At 60.1% G+C, this 21,290-nt stretch carries 16 protein-coding genes and 2 tRNA genes; 5 read left to right on the top strand and 13 right to left on the bottom strand.

All coding sequences use genetic code 11. The features are described 5' to 3' along the window. Positions 1-50 precede the first annotated feature (50 nt). Both ABIB60_RS06040 and ABIB60_RS06035 read right to left on the bottom strand, forming a co-directional pair. A tRNA-Val gene (locus ABIB60_RS06040) sits at positions 51-125 on the bottom strand. 27 nt (positions 126-152) lie between these two features. Beyond that, positions 153-227 (bottom strand) — tRNA-Val (locus ABIB60_RS06035). Positions 228-378: 151 nt separating this feature from the next. Here ABIB60_RS06035 and ABIB60_RS06030 point away from each other — a divergent pair. The 3 genes from ABIB60_RS06030 (at position 379) to ABIB60_RS06020 (ending at position 5,580) form a co-directional block, all read left to right on the top strand. Beyond that, complete coding sequence (locus tag ABIB60_RS06030; protein ID WP_354578437.1) at positions 379-2,898, top strand: AsmA-like C-terminal region-containing protein; 2,520 nt, start codon at positions 379-381, stop codon at positions 2,896-2,898. 92 nt (positions 2,899-2,990) lie between these two features. After that, a complete protein-coding gene (locus ABIB60_RS06025) occupies positions 2,991-3,899 on the top strand; it encodes a tellurite resistance TerB family protein (protein ID WP_354578436.1) in 909 nt (302 codons plus the stop codon). A gap of 112 nt (positions 3,900-4,011) precedes the next feature. Then, positions 4,012-5,580, top strand: coding sequence for a DUF4139 domain-containing protein (locus ABIB60_RS06020; RefSeq protein ID WP_354578435.1), 1,569 nt, complete (start codon positions 4,012-4,014; stop codon positions 5,578-5,580). A gap of 83 nt (positions 5,581-5,663) precedes the next feature. Here ABIB60_RS06020 and ABIB60_RS06015 read toward each other — a convergent pair whose 3' ends face one another. Continuing rightward, positions 5,664-6,824, bottom strand: a complete 1,161-nt coding sequence (locus ABIB60_RS06015) for a mechanosensitive ion channel family protein (RefSeq protein ID WP_354578433.1) — start codon at positions 6,822-6,824, stop codon at positions 5,664-5,666. A gap of 58 nt (positions 6,825-6,882) precedes the next feature. Further along, the gene (locus tag ABIB60_RS06010) at positions 6,883-8,112 is read right to left on the bottom strand and encodes a Glu/Leu/Phe/Val dehydrogenase dimerization domain-containing protein (protein ID WP_354578432.1); all 1,230 of its coding nucleotides are present in this window, start codon (positions 8,110-8,112) and stop codon (positions 6,883-6,885) included. A 376-nt stretch (positions 8,113-8,488) separates the two neighbouring features. On the opposite strand from ABIB60_RS06010, the gene ABIB60_RS06005 reads away from it, so the two are divergent. Beyond that, entirely contained in the window at positions 8,489-8,797 is a 309-nt protein-coding gene (locus ABIB60_RS06005) for an ArsR/SmtB family transcription factor (RefSeq protein WP_044003755.1), read from the top strand. Between the two features lie 96 nt (positions 8,798-8,893). Here the strand turns inward: ABIB60_RS06005 and hemA are convergent, their stop codons facing one another. Then, positions 8,894-10,165 carry a glutamyl-tRNA reductase gene (gene hemA, locus ABIB60_RS06000; protein WP_354578429.1) on the bottom strand — a complete coding sequence of 424 codons (1,272 nt, stop codon included), beginning with the start codon at positions 10,163-10,165 and terminating at the stop codon, positions 8,894-8,896. A 263-nt stretch (positions 10,166-10,428) separates the two neighbouring features. On the opposite strand from hemA, the gene ABIB60_RS05995 reads away from it, so the two are divergent. Continuing rightward, positions 10,429-11,616: a sensor histidine kinase gene (locus ABIB60_RS05995; RefSeq protein WP_315997411.1), complete on the top strand. Its 1,188-nt coding sequence runs from the start codon at positions 10,429-10,431 to the stop codon at positions 11,614-11,616. A 105-nt stretch (positions 11,617-11,721) separates the two neighbouring features. Here ABIB60_RS05995 and ABIB60_RS05990 read toward each other — a convergent pair whose 3' ends face one another. The 8 genes from ABIB60_RS05990 to ABIB60_RS05955 all read right to left on the bottom strand — a co-directional run bounded on the left by ABIB60_RS05990 (position 11,722) and on the right by ABIB60_RS05955 (position 21,286). Next, positions 11,722-12,819, bottom strand: a complete 1,098-nt coding sequence (locus tag ABIB60_RS05990; protein ID WP_354578428.1) for a lipocalin-like domain-containing protein — start codon at positions 12,817-12,819, stop codon at positions 11,722-11,724. Between the two features lie 174 nt (positions 12,820-12,993). Next, a complete protein-coding gene (locus tag ABIB60_RS05985) occupies positions 12,994-14,376 on the bottom strand; it encodes an ABC transporter permease (protein WP_354578427.1) in 1,383 nt (460 codons plus the stop codon). Positions 14,377-14,380: 4 nt separating this feature from the next. After that, positions 14,381-15,799: an ABC transporter permease gene (locus ABIB60_RS05980; protein WP_354578426.1), complete on the bottom strand. Its 1,419-nt coding sequence runs from the start codon at positions 15,797-15,799 to the stop codon at positions 14,381-14,383. 3 nt (positions 15,800-15,802) lie between these two features. Further along, complete coding sequence (locus ABIB60_RS05975) at positions 15,803-16,510, bottom strand: ABC transporter ATP-binding protein (protein WP_354578425.1); 708 nt, start codon at positions 16,508-16,510, stop codon at positions 15,803-15,805. Between the two features lie 87 nt (positions 16,511-16,597). Continuing rightward, complete coding sequence (locus ABIB60_RS05970) at positions 16,598-19,060, bottom strand: TonB-dependent siderophore receptor (protein ID WP_354578424.1); 2,463 nt, start codon at positions 19,058-19,060, stop codon at positions 16,598-16,600. A 277-nt stretch (positions 19,061-19,337) separates the two neighbouring features. Next, entirely contained in the window at positions 19,338-19,688 is a 351-nt protein-coding gene (locus tag ABIB60_RS05965) for a hypothetical protein (protein ID WP_354578423.1), read from the bottom strand. Positions 19,689-19,804: 116 nt separating this feature from the next. Continuing rightward, positions 19,805-20,452: a carboxypeptidase-like regulatory domain-containing protein gene (locus tag ABIB60_RS05960; protein WP_354578422.1), complete on the bottom strand. Its 648-nt coding sequence runs from the start codon at positions 20,450-20,452 to the stop codon at positions 19,805-19,807. Between the two features lie 576 nt (positions 20,453-21,028). Next, entirely contained in the window at positions 21,029-21,286 is a 258-nt protein-coding gene (locus tag ABIB60_RS05955; RefSeq protein ID WP_354578421.1) for a hypothetical protein, read from the bottom strand. Positions 21,287-21,290: the final 4 nt, after the last annotated feature.

The raw sequence follows: 21,290 nt of genomic DNA, 5'->3' as shown, positions 1-21,290 counted from the left end.
TCCGGGCACAACAAAAAAGGACTGCCGCAGGCGGCAGTCCTTTTTTGTTGTGGGAGATACTGGGTTCGAACCAGTGACCCTCTGCTTGTAAGGCAGATGCTCTGAACCAGCTGAGCTAATCTCCCGAGGGGGTAAGCGTACTCTAAAAAAAGTGGGAGATACTGGGTTCGAACCAGTGACCCTCTGCTTGTAAGGCAGATGCTCTGAACCAGCTGAGCTAATCTCCCAATGGGCGTGTCCTGTTTGGGATGGCAAATATGGGAGGCTGTTTTCGAAAACGCAACACTTTGTGCCATCTTTGGCAGAAGATTTTTTGCAGTTATTCGTTGGGTTCACCTCAACTAACTGCCAGTCAGAAATTTCAGCGGAAGGAACACAGTGCGTCGATTTCTGAAAATTTTCTGTTTTACCCTACTTGGCCTGCTCACTATGGGCTGGCTGGGCTTGTGGCTGGGGCAGGATTACCTGGTAGGGTTGTTTGTGCGCGGGCTCAACCAGTACCTCTGCGTACCCGTGCACGCCAGCCGGTTGGAGGTATCGGCCCTGGACCAGTTTCCGCGCCTCTCGGTAACGCTGCACGATGTGACGGTGCAGGGCTCGGTGCCCACCGATACCGTGCGCCTGGCCCGGGCCCGGCGGCTGTACTGCGCCTTTGATGCCTGGGACCTGGTAAGTGGGCACTACCGCATCCGGGAGGTTACCCTCACTGATGCCCGGGTTCATATTCGACGCAACCAGCAGGATGTGGGCAACTACCACATCATTTGCCCCGATACTGCCGCCGTTCAGCCCGATGACGCACCTTTCAAGCTGGCCCTGGAAGGTATTCGGCTGGAGCGGGTAGCCGTGGTGTACGAAGATGCCGGCCGGCGCCAGTACATTGCCCTGCATACCCCCGCCGCCCAGGCCCAGGTAGCTATTATCGGGCCGCTGGTGGAGGTGGCCGCCACTGGCGAAGCCCTGGTGCGTACCGTGCGCCTGGGTTCCGACGACTATTTTCAGCAGAAACTCCTGCAGCTTCGGGCCGCCGTACGCATTGACCGGCAGCAGCAGCAGCTTACCATTCAGCCCTCGGAAATTGGGGTAGGTCCGGCGCGTTACTCCCTGGCCGGTAGCATCGGCTACCGGGGCGCACCCCAGCTGAATGTACGTTGTGAAGCTGCCGGGGCCGATGTGCAGGCGGTGCTGGCGCTGTTGCCTCCCCGGCTCACACGCTCCTTGGCCGGCTACCGCAGCCGGGGGCAGGTGTATTTCGGGGGCACAGTGCAGGGGGAGTGGTCGGATAAGCAGAACCCAGCGGTGCAGGTGCAATTCGGCTGCCGACAGGCTTCGTTTTTTCATCCGAAGTACCGGCAGGCGGTGGAGCAGGTAAGCCTGAAGGGGACGTTCAGCAACGGTGCCGCCCGCAACGGCCGCACGGCCGTACTGGCTTTGCAAAACATCCAGGGCCAGTTGGCCGGCCGGGCCTTTAGCGGCCAACTGCGTCTGGAAAATTTCATCAACCCACAGCTGGCCCTCACGGCCCGGGCCGATGTGGATTTACGGCGCGCGGTGCAGTTTTTCCCGGTGGCGGCGGTGCAGTCGGCCCAGGGGGAAGCGCAACTGGCGTTGCAGCTCAACGGTCCGTTGCAGGCCATTCGGGGGCGGCCTACTGCCCGGCAAGTCAGCGGCCAGCTTACGTTCCGAGGGGTTACGTTGCGCCTGCGCGACTTCCGGCAGCCATTTACCGGCTTGGCTGGGCGGCTGGAGTTGCGCGGTGCTGATGTGGCCTTTTCAAGCATTGCGGGGCGGTTGGGCAACTCTGATTTTCAGGCCCGCGGAACCTTGCACAACGTAACCGGCTGGGCCGCCAGCGCCCGCCAGCCCCTGCGCGTGGAAGCCGCCGTAACCTCTGAGCTGCTCGATTTCAACCAATTACTGTATGTGTATCAGCCGGTGAAGGGCAGCGCGGCTAAGCCGGGCCAGCCTGCGCCAGGCGGCTTGCACGTACCAGCCACGTTGGCGCTGAGCGTGCAAACCCAGGCCCGACAGGTACGGTTCAGGCGGTTGCGGGGGCGGCAGCTGCGCGGCACCATGCGGCTGCAAAACCAGGTGTTCAGCTCTCCGGGCCTCACCCTGCTGGCCGCTGGTGGGCGCATAAGCGTGCGGGGCATGGTAGATGCCCGCCGGACGGAGCTGCTGAAAGCCAGTACCATAGCCAGTTGCCAGCAGCTGCCGCTGGATAGCCTGTTTTACGTGTTCGAGAATTTTGGGCAGCAGTTTATTACGGCCCGCCACCTGCGCGGCCGGCTGACGGCCACCGCCGAGTCGGACACGTATTTCGATGCGCACCTGAGCCCGCTAACCGAGCGGCTGGAGGCGGAAGTGCACGCCACGATTCAGGATGGACAACTGCTCGACTTTGAGCCCTTGCAGCGGCTGAGCCTGGTGGCTAACCGAGCCACTTTGCGCCACCTGCGCTTTGCCGAGCTGCGCAACATCCTGTATGTGCAGAGCCGTACCGTGTACATCCCGCAGATGGATATTCGCTCCAACGTGCGGGCCGCTTCTCTGATCCGGGTAACGGGCACGCATACGTTTGATCAGCAGATAGACTACCATGTGCAGATTCCGCTGCTGCCGGGTTTGTTGTCACGGGTGGCGGCCCGCGCCGATGGGCCGGGGCTGCGGCTGGCCATTCAGGGCTCCGAGGATCAGTTTACGGTGCGTTATGAAACCGGCCCCGGGCGCACGGCCACCGCCCCGGCCCCGGCTGCTCCGCCCAGCTCAACGACGCCGGGAACCGCTACTCCGGCCGCACCGCCCGTTTCGAGGCCTGCCGCCCGCCCTTCATTCGAGGTAAAGAAGCCCGTAAAGCAGCCCGCTCAGCCTCAAACGGGCGAGTATTTTGAATTTTAGGCCGGATGAGGGCGGGTTGCTCCAACCTCATCCGGCCCCTCTGCGTTAAGGCCCGAAGAGTTATTTCCACTCCACCCCATTCTCCTCTCGCCATGAACGATACGCAGTTACTTCAGAATTATTCAGATCAAGAAAAAGCGGCTTACCTCAGCGTTATTGCCAGCCTGGCTTCAGCCGACCGGGAAGCCTCGGCGGCCGAAATCGAGTTTTTGCAGCAACTAGCCCACCAGGCTGGCCTCAGCGGCGGTGCTACCCAGCAGGTGCTATCTTCGGCCAAAGATGCCAGCAACGAGTCAATCAAAGCCAACCTGGATGCCCTGCGTGGCAGCGACCTGCGCTTTTCCCTGGTAACCGACCTCATCAGCTTTGCCCGCGCCGACGGCTCCTACGCCAACGATGAGGAGGCCATGATCAACAAAATTGCCAGCTACCTCGGCATCACGCCCCAGCAAACCCAAACCCTGAATCAGGTGGTAGACCAGGCGGAGCAAGTACCGCACAGCGCCAGTGACCCTGCCAAACAAGGCTTTTTTGGGGGCATCACCGATAAGCTGGAAAGCGCCGGCATTCCCAAAAGCGCCCTGATGGCGGGCCTGCTCGGCGTAGTTGCCCCCATGGTTATTTCAAAAGTAATGGGCGGCCGCGGCCAGAGCGCGGGCGGTCTGGGTGGTGGCTTGCTGGGCGGTGGCTCCATGGGTGGCCTGTTGGGCGGTGCCGGTGGTAGCGGCATGGGCGGCTTGCTGGGTGGTCTGCTGGGCGGCGGCTTGCTCAGCGGCGTGTTAGGTGGCGGCGGTCAGCAGCAAACCACAGATTCGTACGGTAACTATCCGCAGCAAGGCTCGCACGTAGGTAGCGGCGGTTTGGGCTCCCTCATGTCGATTCTGGGCGGTCTGGGTGGTCAGCCCAACTCCCAGCCCCGTAGCAACGGTGGCGGCGGCCTGGGTGGCCTCATGAACGGCGGCATGGGCGGCTTGCTCGGTGGCCTGCTGGGCGGACGCTAGCAGCCTCCTTATTTCACAGTTAAACCGGTCGGTTCTGCACATGCAGGACCGACCGGTTTTTTTGTGCTGGTAGCTGTGTGCATCTTGCCAGATATCTTCCAATACCATTTGTATGAGAGTAGTTATCCTGATAGGATTACTGTTGGCGAGTAGTGAGGCGCAGGCGCAAACCAAGCCGGTAATTGAAGTGCGGCCCCCGCTAAAAATTGCCACACTGTATCTGAGCAGCATGGAGCTGGAACACCAAGCCGACGTGCAGCTGCCAGCTGGTACCAGCCGGTTGCTCGTGGCCAACGCCTCGCGCTACCTCAGCAAGGCCCAGGAAGTGGAAGTACGTCTGGGCGATGGAGTAGAGGTGCTGTCGGTAGGCGAGGATGATGAGGAAGACGAAGTAGCAACGGCCCTGCCTGCCGCCAGCCGCGCCGCCGATAGCCTGACGCGGGCTAACGATGAGCTGGCGCGGCTGGATGCCGAGCTTAAGGCCTTGGAAGAAGAAAAAGCCATGCTGCTGGCCAACCGGACCCTGCCGAGCGGAATGCAGGCAAACTGGAGCGCCGAACTGCAGAAGGGAGCCACCCAACTGCGTACCCGGCTGGTGACTATTCAGCTGACCACGCGCCAGTTGCTGGCACAGCAGGAGGTGCAGAAAACCCTGGCCAGAGGAATAGAGCAGCGCAACCGGCCTGCCGAGCAGGTGAAGCCGTTTTACATTGTAGTACGGGCCAAGCGGGCGGGTATTTTTCCCCTGCGGCTGCGCTATGAAGCCCAGCGCCTGCGTACCTGGCGGCCTAAGCTGGAAATACGGGCCGACGAAACCGGCAGAACCGTGCAGTTCCTACCCAGCGGGTTAGTGTACAACCGCACGGGCCTCGACTGGAATAGGGTGCAACTGGTGTTGGTGAATGAAGTGCGGGAAGTGGACATCAGTAAGCCCGCAATGGAGCCTTGGACGCTCGACTCTGATGGGAAAGACGACCACATTGGCGAAGGCCGGGTAGATGCGTTTGTGGTGAAGGGTAGCTCGGCGGGTCGGCCGGTGGAAGCGTCGCAGGGAACCCGCTACGAGGTGCCGGAGCTTATCACGCTCAAGTCGCGGGAGTCGCGCAGTATTGCGCTGCCCGCCCTCACGCTGCCCTCGCGCACGGAGTATCTGGCGCTGCCAAAGCTGTCGGATAAAGTATTCCGGCAGGCGAAGGTGAGCGGGTGGGAAGGTCTGCATCTGCCCGATGAAGCGCAGGTGTACTCCGGTGGGGCCTACGTAGGTGATGCTGAACTAGAAGGCCGCGCCTATAACGACTCGCTGGAACTGGCGCTAGGCTATGATGAGCGCATTGTGGTAGGGCGCACTAAGCTGGAGGATTACAGCCGTAACGTGGGCAGCCAGAAGCGCAAAGTGCGCTTAACCTACGAGCTGAATGTGCGCAACCTGCGGCCGGAAACGGTACGCATCAAAGTGCAGGACCAGATACCGGTATCCAGTGAAAAGGAAATTGAGGTGAAGGCCATCGAAATCAGCGGGGCCCAACTGGAGGAGCGCATCGGCCGCCTGACGTGGTACCTGACCCTGGCCCCGAACGCCAGCCAACGCCTGAAATTCAGCTTCGAGGTAGAAATGCCGAAGGACAAGGAAGTCAATATCATCAAGCACGACATCCGTATCCGCTCACCCAAGTTCCGGTAAGCCACCCGTTCTGGCATCTGCCCCAATAAAAACAGGCCCCATTCGGAATGGGGCCTGTTTAGTGTATGCACGAAAGACTGCCGTTAACTCGACAACCCATTTACCTGCACAATGGTAGTGCCGGTGCTAGCGAAGGTGCCGCCGGCCTGCTCTACGGTTTCCACCAGGCGGTAGTTCAGTTCCTCCTTCACCTCCAGGTACTCATCGTAGTTGGTGGTTTCCACGAAGTATTGCACCGTTACCTCCTTGGCGGCGGGCGTGAGGGCCGAGAACTGCATCTGCACCTCCTTGGTTACCAGTGGGTTTGCCTCGATGACGCGTTTCCCCTCCTCTACAATGCGGTGGAGCTGCTGGCTGGTGGTAGCGTGGCTCAGGGCCAGGGTGAAATTCACGCGCCGGGCCGTGCGCAACGAGAGGTTGTCCAGGGGCTTGTCAATCATGCTCTTGTTGGGCACCGTCACGTAGCTTTTCTCGGCCGTGCGCAGGCGGGTGCTCCGGAAACCTACTTTCTCCACGGTACCGGTTACCGGGCCTACCTCCACCAGGTCGCCCACGGCAAAGGGCCGGTCGAGGAAGATGGTGAAGGAGGCAATCAGGTTTTCCAGGCTTTCCTTGGCGGCGAAGGCCACAGCCAGACCCCCAATACCCAAGCCCCCAATCAGGGCCGTTACGTTCACGCCAAACACCCGGCTCAGCATCACCAGGAAGGTAATGGTGAGCACCAGCACCTTCAGCAAATCCTTGGCAAAGGGAATGAGCTGGTTGCTGAGGCGGGAGTGACTGTTTTCGGAGCGACGCTGGAACACGAGCACCAGAAAATCGATGATGCGCAGCCACACCCAGCCAATACCCCAGATAACGGCCAGCTGAAACAGCCGAAACAACAAGCGCTTCGCCCAGGGCTCATTGTGGGCAATTTCGGAGCTGCGCACCGGATAGTCCAGCACCTGAAACGCGAAGTAGGCCGTGACCAAGAAGATGACGATGGACAGCGGCTGAATTAACAGGGCCTGAAACTGCTCCTCCGACACGCCCTCGGTACGCCGCCGGATAAACCGAAACACCAGCTTGGACAGCAGCCGGGACAGCAGCGTTTTGAAGGCGTACCCAAACAGCAGTATGCCCGCGCACCACAGGTACGCCGCCACGTTGTTGCCCAGAAAGCGGTAGTTGAGGATTTCCTGAATGGTCATACTAGGAATGTGCAGAATGTGGTTGAGTGTGCGGAATGTGAAAAATGACACAATACTGCTGGAACGAGCACATTCTCCACATTCTGCATATTTCACTCACACTCTTATCCTATACCAACTGGCGCAGGGCCATTTCAAACGACTTCTGGGCAATGCCGGTGGTGGCGTCGCCTTGGTGACGGGTGCGCTCCAGGGCCGCCCGAATCACGCGGGAGGTGTCCTGGAAAATGGCTTGGTCGGTAATTTCGGCGTTGGATTCCATCAGGTAGGCGAAAACCCGGGCCATGCCGCAGTTGGCAATAAAGTCCGGAATAACGCTGGTGTGGTCGTCGGCAAACTCGCCGGTGGGCCCGAAGAAGATTTCCGGGTCTTGGAAGGGCACGTTGGCCCCGCAGCTAATTACCTCCAAGCCGCCGGCTACCAGCTGCTCCACCTGCTGGCGCGTAACCAGCCGGGACGCCGCCGCCGGAATAAAGATTTCTGCCCCCGACGACCAGATGCGCTGGTTCACTTCCTCAAAGGGCAGCAGGTTATCGGCCGTGAGGGCGTTGCCCTGGCGGCGCAGAAACAGCTCCCGGATTTCCTCCAGCGTAAAGCCATCTTCCTTAATAAGCCCGCCGGCCCGGTCGATGATGCCGGTGATGCGCGCGCCCTGGCTGGCTAAGTAGTAGGCTGCCGCCGCGCCCACGTTGCCCCAACCCTGTATAATGGCGCGCTTGCCCGCTACCGAGCGGCCGCCCCATAGCTCGTAATAATGGCGCACGGCCTCGGCCACGCCGTAGCCGGTAATCAGGTCGGCCACGGTGTATTTGCGGCTCAGGTCGGGGGTGAAGGTGGCGTCTTCCAGCACTTTCACCACGCCCTGGCGCAGCTGACCCAGCTTCTGAATTTTCTGGGGCTCGGTGGCGCGGTAGTGGCCGTTTACTACGCCTTCCTGGGGGTGCCAGAGGCCGTAATCCTCCGTAATCGGAATCACGTCGTGAATTTCATCCACGTTCAGGTCGCCCCCGGTGCCATAGTAGTTTTTCAGCAGCGGAATAACGGCCTTGTACCAACGCTCCAGCACGCCGCGCTTGCGGGGGTCCTGGGGGTCGAAGTTGATGCCGGATTTCGCGCCCCCAATAGCCGGGCCCGATACGGTGAATTTCACCTCCATTGTTTTGGCCAGGCTTTCTACCTCCCGCTTGTCCAAGCCCTTGCGCATGCGGGTGCCGCCGCCGGCCGCCCCACCGCGCAACGAGTTAATGACCACCCAGCCCTCGGCCTCGGTTTCGGCGTCTTTCCATTCAAATACGATTTCGGGGCGCTTGTTCTCAAACTTGGCCAGCAGGTCTTTCATTCGTTCAGGTAGTAGGGTGGTGGGTGGAACTCAGAGGGGGCAAAGGTAAGCAGCCCCGGCGGCCAAGCCATATTCGCTTCGGTAGTAAGCACCTGGACACTAAACGGCCCCCAGGCACAGCAACAAAGCCAGTTTATATAGGATAAATTATACACTCAGGGATGGTGACCTGCAAAAGCACGCGCCACGCAGCTTTAATGGCCGGGCTTCGTCTGTTGTCGGCAAGAAGCCGTAAAGGGGCATACGGATCCAATTTCCGCGGTTTATAAATTTTTTTTGTCTCTGGTACGCTGGGAGGAACTTTGCGGGGCTTAAATATCGTATTACCCCTATTCCTGCATATCCCCCACTGGTCCCACCACCGTTGTAACGACATATGAAACCCTTGCTTTCACGAGTAGAATCCAAAAAAGTAGATAAGGCGGCCGCCATGCTCAAAGTGTTGGCCCATCCCAAACGGCTGGCTATTGTTGACCTGCTGGGCAAGGAAGAAAAAATGACCGTCACGGAAATTTACCGTTCCCTTGATTTGCCTCAGGCTATTGCCTCTCAGCATCTTATCACCTTGAAAGACCGGGGCATTTTGTCCTCGTTCAAAGTAGGTACCAAAATCTACTACTCTCTCTCCATCCCCAAACTGCTCGACGTAATCGACTCCCTGGAGGATTGCTGCGACACAATGTAAATCCGCTCTGCGCCTGCTGGTGTCGTTGCCTGCAAGTAAAAAGCCCGCTTCACAATCGTGAAGCGGGCTTTTTCTGTATCGTATGGTTGGTGAGGCTTAGGCTACGTTGGGCTGGCGCTCCAGGTCAAACAAGTCGGTGAGTACGTCAATCAACTGGTCGGCTTCGCCGCGTTTGCAGGCCGCTTTCAACTGGAGCACCGGCTGCTTCAGGATTTTCTGCATCAGGGAGCGGGTGATGTCGTCCATGCGCTTGGTTTCCTCGGGGCTCATCTTCTTCTGGTAGCGGTCCATTTCCTCCAGCCGAATCTGTTCCAGGGCGTTCTTCAGCTTCTGAATGGTCGGCGACACCAGCATTTCCTTGCTCCAGTCCTGCAGGCCCAGAATGCTTTCCTCAATAATGGCCCGCACCTGAGGCACAGCAGCTAACCGGCGCTCCAACGCAGCCGAAGCCTTGCTCTGGATGGCATCAATGTTATACACCAGCACCCCGGGCACTTGCTCCACATCGGTAGCAATGCTACGGGGCACGGAAAGGTCGATGAAGAACTTATAGCTCAGCACTTCCAGGCGCTCCACCATGTCGCGGGTGAAGAACGGGTCCTGGCGGGAAATGCTGCTGATGATGACATCAGCCTCCTTCATGCCCTGCACCAGATTCTCGAAATCCAGCACTTGCAGGCCGCACTCCTGGGCCAGCTCATCGGCCTTGGAGCGGGTGCGGTTGCAGATGGTTACGTCGGAGAACACCTTGCTGTCGCCGAAGTGGCGGCACACGTCGGCCCCAATCTCACCCAGGCCCACCACCAGCACGCGTGGGTTAGCTACGTCGGCGGTCAGCTCTTCTACTAGCTCCAGAGCAGCGTAGGAGGTGGAAGCGGCGCCGTCGCGGAAGGAAGTTTCCTGCTGCACGCGCTTATTGGTGAAGAATACGGTGTGCAGCAGGCGGTGCAGGAAGGGCCCGGCGGCATCCTCATCAGCCGACCATTGGTAGGCTTGCTTTACCTGGTTACTGATCTGTAAATCCCCCACCACCTGGGCATCGAGGCCCATGGCTACCTCAAACAGGTGGCGCACGGCCTCCGTCTGCTGGTCCAGCACATCGAAGTAGGGGAAATACTCGGTTACCTCGGGCAGGTTTTTCAGCCGGCCCAAGGCTTCGATGATGGCCGGGCTCTGGTCGCGCTCCGCTGAGTAGTACACTTCGGTGCGGTTACAGGTGCTCAGTACCAGCAGGTCGGTCAGGCCAAGCTCGTGGTGCAGGGTGTGCAGAAAACGCCGACAGGCAGTTTCATCCAAGGCAATAAGCTCCCGAATTTCGAGGGGAGCTTTCTTGAAGGATAAACTTAGGGCCTTGAAAGGTTGAAGCATAGCGGTTGCTAGTGCGGAAATCAGGGGGCAAAAATACGTTACAAATTGCTAGGTAAAAACAGTTAGCGTACGTCCAGGGTTCGGGTGAGGCTGAAATTGGGTCAGAAACCTGGTTTAAACCGGCTAACCAACGATTATTCGGGCTGAAACTGACGAAAATCAGTTGGCCGGCGTTGCTACGCCCGGCCTGGCGGAGGCCGGAAACGTATCTTCGTCGCAGCGGCGGCCGTATCCGGGCCTGCCGACCTACCCTCTTCCTACCCGTGCTGCCGATTCCCATCTACGACCAAAAGTCCCGTATCAAGCTCGTCATTGTGGCCGTGGCCCTGCTAATTGGGGCCGCCACCGTTATTTATACCAACGTGCTGGTGCAGCGCCTCTCGGAGCGGGAGCAGGAGCAGATTGACCTATACGCCAAAACCCAGCGCTACATTATCAACACCGAGGAAACCTCCAATCTGTCGTTTTTGATGGATGAGATTATCGGGGCCAACACCACCATTCCGGTTATCGTGACGGATGGGGACGGCAATATTGTGGATGCGCGCAACGTGAACGTGCCCAAGGGTGCGTCGGAGCAGGCTTCCATCAAGCAACTGCGCCAGGAAATTGAGCTGATGAAGGAGCAGCACCCGCCCATCGTCATTGAAATTGGGGCCGGGCTGCGCAACTACATCTATTATAAGGAGTCGGATTTGCTGACGCAGCTGCGGCTCTACCCGCTGGTGCAGCTGGCCATTATCGGGTGCCTGGCTGTTATTGCCTATTTCGCGTTCAGCTATTCCCGCCGGGCCGAGCAAAACCGCGTGTGGGTGGGGCTGGCCAAGGAAACGGCCCATCAGCTGGGCACGCCCCTAAGCAGCCTGGTGGGCTGGCAGGAATACCTGCGGGAATCGGAGCGGTTCCGGGGGGAGCCCATTGTGGAGGAGTTGGGCAAGGACATCCGGCGGCTGGAAATCATCACCGAGCGGTTCAGCAACATTGGCTCGGTGCCGGTGCTCAATGACGAGAATATTCTGCGGGTAACTCAAAATGCCATTGCTTACCTGCAAAGTCGGGTATCGCGCAAAGTCAGCTTCGAGGTAAAAACCGACCTGCCCACCGATACGCCTGCCCAGGTAAACATTCCGCTGTTCGATTGGGTGATTGAAAACATCTGCAAAAACGCCGTGGATGCTATGGACGGCAAGGGCAGCATTACCATTCACCTGCGTCGTCCCATCCGCAACAAGTCCCAGATTGCCATTGATATAACGGATACCGGCAAAGGCATTTCCAAGAGCAAGCTAGACCGAGTATTTCAGCCGGGCTTCACCACCAAAAAGCGGGGCTGGGGCCTGGGCCTGGCCTTGGCAAAGCGCATCATCGAGAACTACCACAAGGGTAAGCTCTTCGTGAAATGGAGCGAAGTAGGCCGCGGCACCACCTTCCGGGTGATTCTGAACGGGTGAGAATGGGTAAGTGAGAATGAGAAGTAAAAGGTGAAAAGGCAAAAGTCAAAGCTCGGTACCACTCTTAAAATGGCGGCTGAGCTTTGCCTTTTGCCTTTTCACCTTTTACTTCTTACTGGATTTCCCCCGGTTGGTTAGCTCGATGTAGCTGTTGCCGCTGACGGGGCGGCCGTGGTGGGTACCTTCTACCTGGCACATGCCTTCCCAATAGTGCATTTTGATACCGGCGAACAGCTTGAGAGTTAGCTCCTGGTCGGCCACTAGGGGCGTGAGGGTAAGGTCGTACTCCTGGCTGGGGATGCGCAGGCGCCACTTGCTGGGGTAGCGCAGCTTGGAGTGGGGGCTGGTCCAGTAGTCGAGTACTTCGAGCTGGAAATCATCGGCTTTGAGGTCTACGTTTTGGGTAGGGGCGCTGTAGGTGCCGCCGCTGACGGTACGGCTGGAGTTGCGGTCAAACAGCAGGTAGGTCATGATATCGTGGCGGGTGCGGGGACTTCCGGCCGTGGGGTCAGTCTCGTTCAGTTGCAGGGAAAACCAGTCCCAGCCGATGCCCTTGTTCGTGACGCTGTTGCAGTTCCATTGCCGGTCGTACCACAATTCGCCCTCCACCTCGTGCACCTGGCCGTTTACTTCCAGCGTGCCCGCGGCAGTGAGGCGGGGGTAGCTGTAGTAGCCGGCCTTAGCTACGTCGCCGTAGTTCTCGTAGCCAGTGCCGCTGTGCAACAGTACGGGTTTGGCGGGGGTGGTACGCAGGTCGAGGGCATGGCCCTGGTGGGCGGCCATTCGGCCCTGCAAATGGTAGCGGCCCTCCTGTCCGTCGAGGGTCCAGGTCTGATCCTTCTTCCTGGTTTTCAGGCTCAGCGGCAACTGCGGCTCCAGTAGCTGGGGTAGGCGCTCTACCTTGTAGTCGTAGCGGAATTGCTTGGCCTGCGGGTCGGTGAGGGCGAAGTTGACCATCTGCCAATCCCGCTTCCCGTTCAGGTTGAAGTGGAAAAACACATACTCCACCCCGAATTGCTCCCCAGTTTTTACGTCGCGCAGGTGGCCGGTAAAGTACCACCATTCCAGGGAGTTTTGCTTGTGCACGGCTTCCTCCTGGGGCAACTGGGCCCGCTCCGTGAACACGTCATATTTATTGGTCGGCTTTAAGGCGCAGCCCGCCGCCGCAAACAGCAGAAAGGTAGCCAGCAGATAGTTCTTCATACTGCTGGAATAAGGCGTTGACGGGCCAAAAGGTTTATTTCGGGTTGATGGCAGAATACAGATATAGGCTGAACGAGTATGTATCATAGAACGTCATTCCGAGCATGTTGCGTCCTTGCTCTAGACGCAACATGCTCGGAATGACACAACACGTGAAACAAGCTTCTAAAAGTGCTAGCGCGGCAGCACCGGGCGCACCCGCAGTAACGCCAGGCCCAATCCGAACACCGCCACTACGCTCAGCAGTAGCTTGAACAGGCCGCGCTGGGCGGTGGCTAGCTCGGGCTGACTGGTGAAGGAGTGGCGGGGCTCCTGGGCATAGTCGGTGTGGGTGAAGGCGACTTTGCGGAATAGGAAGGGGTAATAAAACGCCCGTAGCGCATCGTGGTAGCGGGTGGCACTGCGCTGGAACGCCAAGTGGGTGGGCAGGTCGGAGCCGGCCAGGGCGTTGAGGCTGGTTTGGGCGTTTATGGCCGGAGAAAGCAGGTTGAGGCTTTCCGCCAGGTTGTGACGTGCCTGCAAACCGGTGGCGTAGGCGGCGGCCTGCGGAGCCACGGCCAGGTCGCCGAGGTGCTGGAAGGCGTAGTACCAGCGCCACACAAACCGCTCCCGAATGGTGGCCGTGTCGCGGAACTGCGGGTAGAGGGCGAAAAAGCGGTTCATGGTTTCCGCTTTGGGCCGGTCCCAGCCCCCGTGGATTTCCTCGCGCTGCTTGATGGTCAGCTCGATACCCTGCGGCAACGGCCGGGCCGCGGCTACCCCCAAACTCAGCAGGCTCGGCACCAGCACCACCAGCAAAAGCCACACGCCCAGCAGGGCCACGGCATTCACGGCCGAGGTGCGTTGCAAGGCTGTCACCACCAGCACCACCCCAAACCAGAACAAGCAGTACAAGGTGCTCAACGCCAACCAGCTAACTACGCGGCTATCCAGCGGGACCCCCGCCCACATCATCCCTGCCACCGACAACAGCCACACCAAGCCTAGCACCACGGCCATCCGGAAGGCGAGCTTGGCTCCGATGACCGTAGCCGGCCGGATGGGTTGGGCCAGCAGCAGCGGCAGAATACCCTCTTCCCGCTCGCTGGACAACAAATTGAAGCTCAGGGCAATGATGAGCAGCGGCAGCAGATACACCAGCACAAAAGCCAGGTCGAAATTGCCGCTGAGCAGCTTCAGGGGGTTGGTATTGTCGGTGGCGTAGAGCTGGTTTTGCAGGCCCAGCAGGCGCAGCTTCACGTAGCTGGGGTTCACGTCGCGCAACCCCAAAGAAAGGGCCGCCCACGGGTCGGGGTGGTGCACGGCGAAGGTGGAGTGGTAGTAGCCTATGTCGCCGGCGTCGGCGGCGTTCGGGAACTTCACTTTCAACTCCTCCACGTTGCGGCGGGTTAGCTCGGGCAACGCGGCCAGCTGCTGGCGCTGCCGGGCTATTTCGGTGGTGCCGTAATAGATGCCGTAGAGGCCCGTAGCCAGTAGTAACCCGCAGAGCAATACCAGGCCCTTGGCAGCCCGAAAGTGGCGCCACTCGGCCGCGAACAATATCGAGAATACACGCATCAGCTTAGGCAACAGACGTTTTAGAAATCAGGCGCAGCCCCAGCCAGCACAACCCCACGGCCCACAGCAGCAGGGCTACCACCGGCAGCAGCAGGCGCGGCAGCGCCCAGCCTAGCGGCGGGGCCTGGTAGCTGAAAACCGGCAGCTTCTGCCAGGTGCTGGCATCCAGGCGCCGTTCTTTGTCGCCATAGCCCATGTTAGCCTGCAGGCCGTTCAGGCGCTGCACCAGCCCGTATCGGTAAGCCTCAGCGGCTTGCTGGAAGTGCACGTAGTGAGCAAAATCGGAGCCGGCCAGGCCCATCGACAGCGGCCGGATGGCCTGGTAGGGATTCAGCAAGCCGGCCCACTCCGACAGGCGGTTTTGACGCTCATAGGTGGCGTTCAGCTCGGCGAAATGCTGCTGGTAGACTTTCGCGGAATACTCCTCGCCGGCTGCCATCTGCACCCCGGCTAGGCTCACGGGCAGCTTTTCCTCGGAGTCAACCCCGTACTTTTTCAGCAGGTCGGCTTTCAGGGCTTCGGCGCGCTGGTCGTGCGGATCGTGGCCGTCGATGCCGTGCTGGGCTTCGTCGTGCACCTCGGCGTCCATCTGGGCCTTGGTGACGGTGGGGTAGAGCGTGGCACCCAGGTTGGCCGTGGCCTTGGGTAGAATCACGCCGCCCAAAATCCAGAGACCCAGTAGCGTAACCAGGGCCGCGCGGGAGCTGGCCTGCCAGGCCGAAACCACCACCGCGCCCACCACGAACAAGAAGAAATACACCGCGTAGCCCACCACAAACAAGGCCAGCCGGGCCACCAGATCAAGGCTGCTGGCAAACTCTTCACCCGTAAACAGCAGGGCTGCCGCCAGCGCCAACGCCGGCGCTACCACCAACGCCACGGCCTGGCTGTACCCTCGAATCTTGCCCCAGGCCACCTGCCGCATAGTTACGCCCTGGCTGAGCAGCAGCTTGAGCGTACCCGTGGCGCGCTCCTCGGAAAAAGCCCCGAAACAGAGGAAAATAATGAGCAGCGGCACCAGCAGTTGCAGCACAAAGGCCACGGTCATCTCCCCAAATCGAATGAGTGAACCAACCTGCTGGGCCTGGCTGAAGTTGATGCTGTTCTGCTGGTGCGCCTCCAGATACACGGCGCTGCCGGTAAAGGCGTCCACGCCCCCATCCAGCAAGCTCAGCCCCGATTTCGGCCGAAACGCATACGAGCCGTAGTGGGCCACGCGGTGCGGGTGCCGGGCCGGCTGGTTCCGGAACTTATCGTTGACGGTTTGCTGGGCCAGCTGGCGCTCCTGCTGCAGGGTGCGGAACGAGGCCCGGCCCACCAGCGTGGCGGCCAGTAGTAGCAGTAGTACCAGGCCGCTCAGCACCGCAAAGCGCCGGTCGCGCAGGGTGCTGACGAATTCTTTTTGCGCAATGCTCCGGATCATCGGCTAGTGCATGTAGGTGAGGTAGAGCTGCTCCAGCCCTTGGGCGTTGAGGGCGGCGGTGGGGCGCACGTCCACCAGCTCGCCTTCGCGCATGATGCCCACGCGGGTGCCCACTTCCTTGGCCCGGAAGATGTCGTGGGTGGCCATGAGCACGGCCGTGCCCTGGCCGCTGAGGCGGTGCAACAGCTCGGAAAACTCGTTGCTGGCTTTGGGGTCGAGGCCGGAGGTGGGCTCATCGAGCAGCAGCACCTTGGCGTGTTTGGCCACGGCAATGGCAATACCCACTTTCTGGCGCATGCCCTTGGAGTAGGCACCCACCCGCCGCCGCACGGCCTCCGCGGGCAGCCCGGCATCAGTCAGGTACGCCAGCAGTTCGCTCTCCGGGTACTTGAAGCCGGCCAGACTACTGAACAGCGCCAGGTTTTCCAGCCCCGACAAGTGGGGGTAGAGCAGCACGTTTTCCGGAATGTACGCCAGGTGCTTCTTGATTTCGAGCGGATTGGCGGCCACTTCCAGCCCGTTCACGAAGGCCGCGCCCGAAGTGGGCTGCACGAACCCCAGAAACAGGTTGATGGTGGTGCTTTTGCCGGCCCCGTTCTGGCCCAGCAAGCAGAATATTTCGCCCGGCGCAATCTGCAAATTCAGCCCGCGCAGGGCCAGCTTATCGGCGTACTGCTTGCGCAGCTCCCGGGCTTCGAGAAGGTAGGTCATGAGTAGTACTAAGTAGTGAGTACCGAGTAGTGAGAAAGAAGGGCCGAAAGCAATCTGCCTGGCTCGGGGGCGTCGGACCGGCGCAAATCAAAACGTGTAGCCCAGCGTGGTCATGAAGTTGCGGGGGGCACCGGGGCTGGCCCGGAAGTAGTCGTAGCCGCCCACGAAGTAGTTCTTGTTCAACACGTTGTTCAGGTTCACGTGGAAGTTGAAGCGGTTGACGGTGTAGAACAGGGCCATGTCGGCCACGGCGTAGCCAGGCCAGTAGGCCCACTCGTCGGGGCCGCTATCCAGGGGCTTCACCTGGTTTTCGAAGCGGCGACGGGTGACGAAGTTGCCCCCCACGGCCACGCCCAGGCCACGCAGACCCGGCGAGAGGAAGGTGTACTTGGCCCACAAACCGCCCGAGTTGCGGGGGGCGTTGGCCAGGGGTTGGCCCTGCTCGGCCGCGAGGTCGGCTTTGGTTACCTCCGTGTGGTTGAAGGCATAGCTGGTGTTCAGGCTGAAATTGGGCAGGATGTTGCCCGTCAGCTCCACCTCTACCCCGCGCGAGCGGGCCTGGTTCTGGCGGTAAATGGCGGCTCCCTCGGCCGTGAGGGCACCGGTAGCCACCAGCTGGTTACGGCGCTCAATCTGGTAGGCGGCCACGGTAGCAAACAGCGCCTTCTGGAAAAACTCCCCTTTCAGGCCGGTTTCCAGCTGGTAGCTGGTTTCCGGGCTGAAAGGCTCCGAGCGGCCGTAGCGCTCCGGGAAGCGAATCAGCTCGGGCCGCAGCGGCCGGAAGCCGGCGCTGTAGCTGGCAAAGTAATTCAGGTTGTCGCGCAAAGCGAAGGTGAGGCCCGCCCGGGGCAGAAACTTGGTCTGGGGAATGTTCGTCGAGCCGTCGCCGTAGTCCCGCTCATCGGCAAACAGCTCGTAGCGCGCCCCCAGCAGCAGCCCCAGGCGGGGCGTTACCGCCAGCTGGTCCTGCACATACAGGCCGGTGGTGTGGTACACGGCGTTGATGTAGTCAAGGAAAAACGCCGGGGTGGGCCGCCGCACGTAGGTGCTCGGGTCCCGGATTTCGTAGCTGGGGTTGTTCAAATCGAGTTGCAGCGGCACCACGCGCTGGCCGACCACGCCGTTGCTCACGCTGGTTACCACCCGCTGCCGCGCCTCAAACATGGCGCTTTCCTTGTCAGTGTTGAAGCGGATATAATCGGCCCCTGCCACCACTTTGTGGGCCACCGAGCCGGTGCTGCGGTTGAGCACGAAGTAGGTCGACAGGTTCTTGGTGTACTCCTCGGCGCGGCGGTCAAAGTAGCGCAGGTTCATCACCGAGTTGGTGGGCTTGCTGGGGTCCGAGTTATCGTAGGAGTTGAGCGTGCGGTGCTCACTCAGGTTCTCGTTGAAAGTGAAATCCAGGTAGGATGCGTTGAACGAGAGCCAGTCGGTGAAGCGGTGGTTGAGCGAGGCGTTGAGGTAGTAGGTCTTCGTGCGGAAATAGTCGCTCGGCTGGCTCAGCGTGAAGGAGCGGGGCACCCCGTACAGGTTGTTGCTTTTAATGGGCAGGCCCCGGTCAAGGTAGCCATCAATGGCCGTGTACACCAGTTCGGCGTTGAGCGTGGTTTTATCCGACACCAAGAACGTCACGGTGGGCGCCAGCATCAGGGAGCGGGTATCGTTCACGTCGCGGAACGTGTTGCTCTTCTCGTAGCCCGCGTTGAAGCGGTAGAGCACGTTTTTCTGCTCGGTGAGCGGGCCGGTGAAGTCGGCAGTGACGCGGGTGGTGTTGAAGCTGCCCGTGGAAAACGTGAGGGCCTTGCGGTCGGTCTGCAAGGGCTTCTTCGTCACCATGTTGATGGTGCCGCCGGGGTTGATGTCGCCAAACATGGCCGCGCCGGGCCCTTTCAGCACTTCCACCCGCTCTAGGTTCACCGTCAGCGGCGCCTGGGTAAACGCGTTGCCGAAGCTAAAGCCCGAGCGCAACCCATTCAGCAGCCGGAAACCACTCTCGTAACCGTTGCGGAACCCTCGAATCGTAAAGTCGTCGTAGTGCGAGTACTGGCTGACGCCGGCCACGTTCTTCACCGTTTCGGTGAGGCGCAGCGCCTGCCGGTCCTCCATCAGTTCCTTGGTCACCGTGGATATGGACTGCGGCACGTCAATGAGCTCGGTGGCCGTGCGCGTGCCCACAAAGCTGTAGTCGCTCTTGTAGGTTTTCTCGGTGCGGCCCAGCACCTCTACTTCCTGCAACGCGGTGGTAGTGGGCTGCAGGGTGAAATCTACCGTCAGCGTGGGTGTTTCAGTGGTCAGTACCACCGCGCGGCGCTGCTCCTGATAGCTCAGGCTGCGGGTAATAAGCGTGTATTCGCCCAGCGGCAGGGTGAGGGAGAAGTGCCCGTCGGCCCCCGTAAAAGCCGAGAAGCGGCCGGAGGTTTCCACCACCGAAATGGCTTCGAGGCCGTGGCCGTTGGGGCCGTTTACGTGCCCATCAATGTGGCCCGTGGAAAACTGCGCCGCCCCCAGCAAAGGCCAGAGCAGCAGCAGACAAGCTAGTAGTCGTTGCATGAAAAAAAGCGCGTACCCAGGCCCAGAGCCGCAAAGCCAGCGGGCGGGTTGAAGTCAGGAAGGTGAGAGGAGGAGCGCCGCAGTAGGCAGCAAAGCGCAGGCGCGCAACGGCCCAATGGCCGAAATCCAAGCCGCGCAATCAGCAGAGTAGCAGCCCATGAGCGGCTACGCCCAATATGCCGGAGCACCAGCTACCCGAAACGATAGACTGTGCTGGCGCCGCAGGCAATAAGCCAGGAGCCGAGCATGAGTAAGCCGGAAAGTGGATTGGCGCCGGTTAAGCCCGGCTGGCGGGCGGACCGCGCAAGGAGGCCCCATCCAGCAGGTGCGAGGCCCGGCACACGGGGGCCTGCGGCCGGTACACAGCATACGCCCGCAATTCCAAAGGTGCGGGCAGTACAACCGGCGCAGCCGGCTGGAATGGCGCATCAAACAGGTGCTCCGTCTGGCAGTGCTGGTGCTCGGCCGAAAGAACGGCTTTGGCCCCTACCTGAGCGGCATACCGCCCGGTAACGGTGTCGTCGGTGTGCTGGTGAAAGTGCGTGCGCAACACGGCCGCCTCGGGCGTGAGCACCCGCAGTAACAGCAGCAACAGCCACCAGGCAACCAGTTTACGCTTATTCAGCACGCTTCACCGCCTCAGTTGATGAGCGGCAAAGGTACTGGGGGAATCGGTAAATGCAACGTAGTTACACGTGAAAAGCTCATCTGTATTGTTGGTTCAGGCCGTTGCTCGCCGACTTGTTACCGCCGCAACAGTCCCGTCAGCCGCTGCCACAGGCCGCGCGGAGCTGCTGTTTGGATTACAACTGGCCAACCTTTAACATCAGGATTCAATCGCACCTTGATAAAATTGTCTGCAGGTTGTAAGCTTCTGATTGTATGTTCCTTTGTGTCGAAACCAACTATTGAGAATATGAGCATTGATTCCTGATTATCCCACTCAGGCAATGTCAATTCGAATGAGCCATCAGCTTGAGTATCTATCCGTACATAGCTACCCTTCAGCAACACCGTGACGCCCGGTAGTCCTTCGCCCGTAGCCGCATCTATCACCCTTCCCCGAATAACCCGGTCAGGAGAAATGGAAGTAGGAGCCACCGGCTCGCCCACCAGCATCCGCTGCTCCTGCAAAGCAGGCAGCTTGCTTTGCGCCATAGCCGGGCCGGCGGTACCCAACAACGCCAGTGCAGCAGCCAGCCAACGCCGCGAAACCAGTGCTTCGGTAGCCATTCGGAGGGGCCGTTGCAATTGTTCCGCCCGGAACCGGCCGCAGCTTTGGCCGCTGGTTTGGGTGAGGTAGGCTACTACTTCGGCGTCGGTCATGCGGGTGAAATCCACCACTACTTTGTCGCAGGCGGCGCAGTGGCGGCCCTGAACGGCGGGCGTCATGGTAGCCCAGTTTTCGTGGCAGGGCTGGGGAATAGCAACAGTGAGGGCGCGGGGCATGGCAGTGGGCTGAGGTTGGAATGGTCTGATGCCACGCGAAGCCGAATTCCACACGCAATAGCCTGAAATAAGTTAGTGAGAAAGTTTAGGCGGCGGTGGGGGCGGGCCTAAATGTATAATTCGTGGCATAACAGCCGGCGAGTAGTTTTCCTGCGGTTCCAGAGTCGGCTGACCAATCATGGGCCCCGGGTTGCGCAACTGAATTATAGTAGGCATACTTTCTTCCGCAGAAAAGTAGCGGGGAATGTACAAACCAGGCTCGGGGTCATCGGGGCGTAAGTTGCTTGGTATGGGTTGAGCCGCTACCAGTTGAGTGCCGCGTAAGGCGTTGGGTAACACCAGAGCAAAAGTGCCGTCGGCAATAGTGCGGGTGTACAAGGTGGTGTCCAGCTCACTGATAATGATGGCATGCACCAAGGGCCGACCGCTCTGCCTGTCCACTACTTTGCCGCGTACCAAAATAGAATCCTGGTGTACGACTGTCTGCTTAGCTGGCAATGTTAAGCTAGTTGTTGGACTTTATTCGCAGGCTGATAAGGACAGCATAGCTGCTGCCAACCACGGTGCCCAACTGGAAATAGGATTGGTATGGGCGGGGCTGAATTTACCGCAGGCGTAAGGATGGCGCTGCAGGTAGGCTACCACCTCGGCGGTGGTCATCGAGGTGAAATCCACGACTACTTTGTTGCAAGCGGCGCAGTGACGGCCGCCGGGAGCGGGCGTCATATCGGCCCAAGAAGCCGGGCAGGGTGCAGGTAGAGAAACGCGGGTTGCCATGGCC

The sequence above is a fragment of the Hymenobacter sp. UYP22 genome (genome assembly GCF_040547285.1).
Taxonomy (GTDB): domain Bacteria; phylum Bacteroidota; class Bacteroidia; order Cytophagales; family Hymenobacteraceae; genus Hymenobacter.
This window is presented reverse-complemented; position numbering and strand designations above follow the sequence as displayed.

Bases quoted from the DNA above. Each gene is read 5' to 3' on its own strand.
- ABIB60_RS06025 (WP_354578436.1), top strand. From the start codon at position 2,991: ATGAACGATACGCAGTTACTTCAGAATTATTCAGATCAAGAAAAAGCG.
- ABIB60_RS05975 (WP_354578425.1), bottom strand. From the start codon at position 16,510: ATGACCTACCTTCTCGAAGCCCGGGAGCTGCGCAAGCAGTACGCCGAT.
- ABIB60_RS06010 (WP_354578432.1), bottom strand. From the start codon at position 8,112: ATGAAAGACCTGCTGGCCAAGTTTGAGAACAAGCGCCCCGAAATCGTA.
- ABIB60_RS06020 (WP_354578435.1), top strand. From the start codon at position 4,012: ATGAGAGTAGTTATCCTGATAGGATTACTGTTGGCGAGTAGTGAGGCG.
- ABIB60_RS05955 (WP_354578421.1), bottom strand. From the start codon at position 21,286: ATGGCAACCCGCGTTTCTCTACCTGCACCCTGCCCGGCTTCTTGGGCC.
- hemA (WP_354578429.1), bottom strand. From the start codon at position 10,165: ATGCTTCAACCTTTCAAGGCCCTAAGTTTATCCTTCAAGAAAGCTCCC.
- ABIB60_RS05985 (WP_354578427.1), bottom strand. From the start codon at position 14,376: ATGCGTGTATTCTCGATATTGTTCGCGGCCGAGTGGCGCCACTTTCGG.
- ABIB60_RS05980 (WP_354578426.1), bottom strand. From the start codon at position 15,799: ATGATCCGGAGCATTGCGCAAAAAGAATTCGTCAGCACCCTGCGCGAC.
- ABIB60_RS05990 (WP_354578428.1), bottom strand. From the start codon at position 12,819: ATGAAGAACTATCTGCTGGCTACCTTTCTGCTGTTTGCGGCGGCGGGC.
- ABIB60_RS06005 (WP_044003755.1), top strand. From the start codon at position 8,489: ATGAAACCCTTGCTTTCACGAGTAGAATCCAAAAAAGTAGATAAGGCG.
- ABIB60_RS05970 (WP_354578424.1), bottom strand. From the start codon at position 19,060: ATGCAACGACTACTAGCTTGTCTGCTGCTGCTCTGGCCTTTGCTGGGG.
- ABIB60_RS05960 (WP_354578422.1), bottom strand. From the start codon at position 20,452: ATGACGCCCGCCGTTCAGGGCCGCCACTGCGCCGCCTGCGACAAAGTA.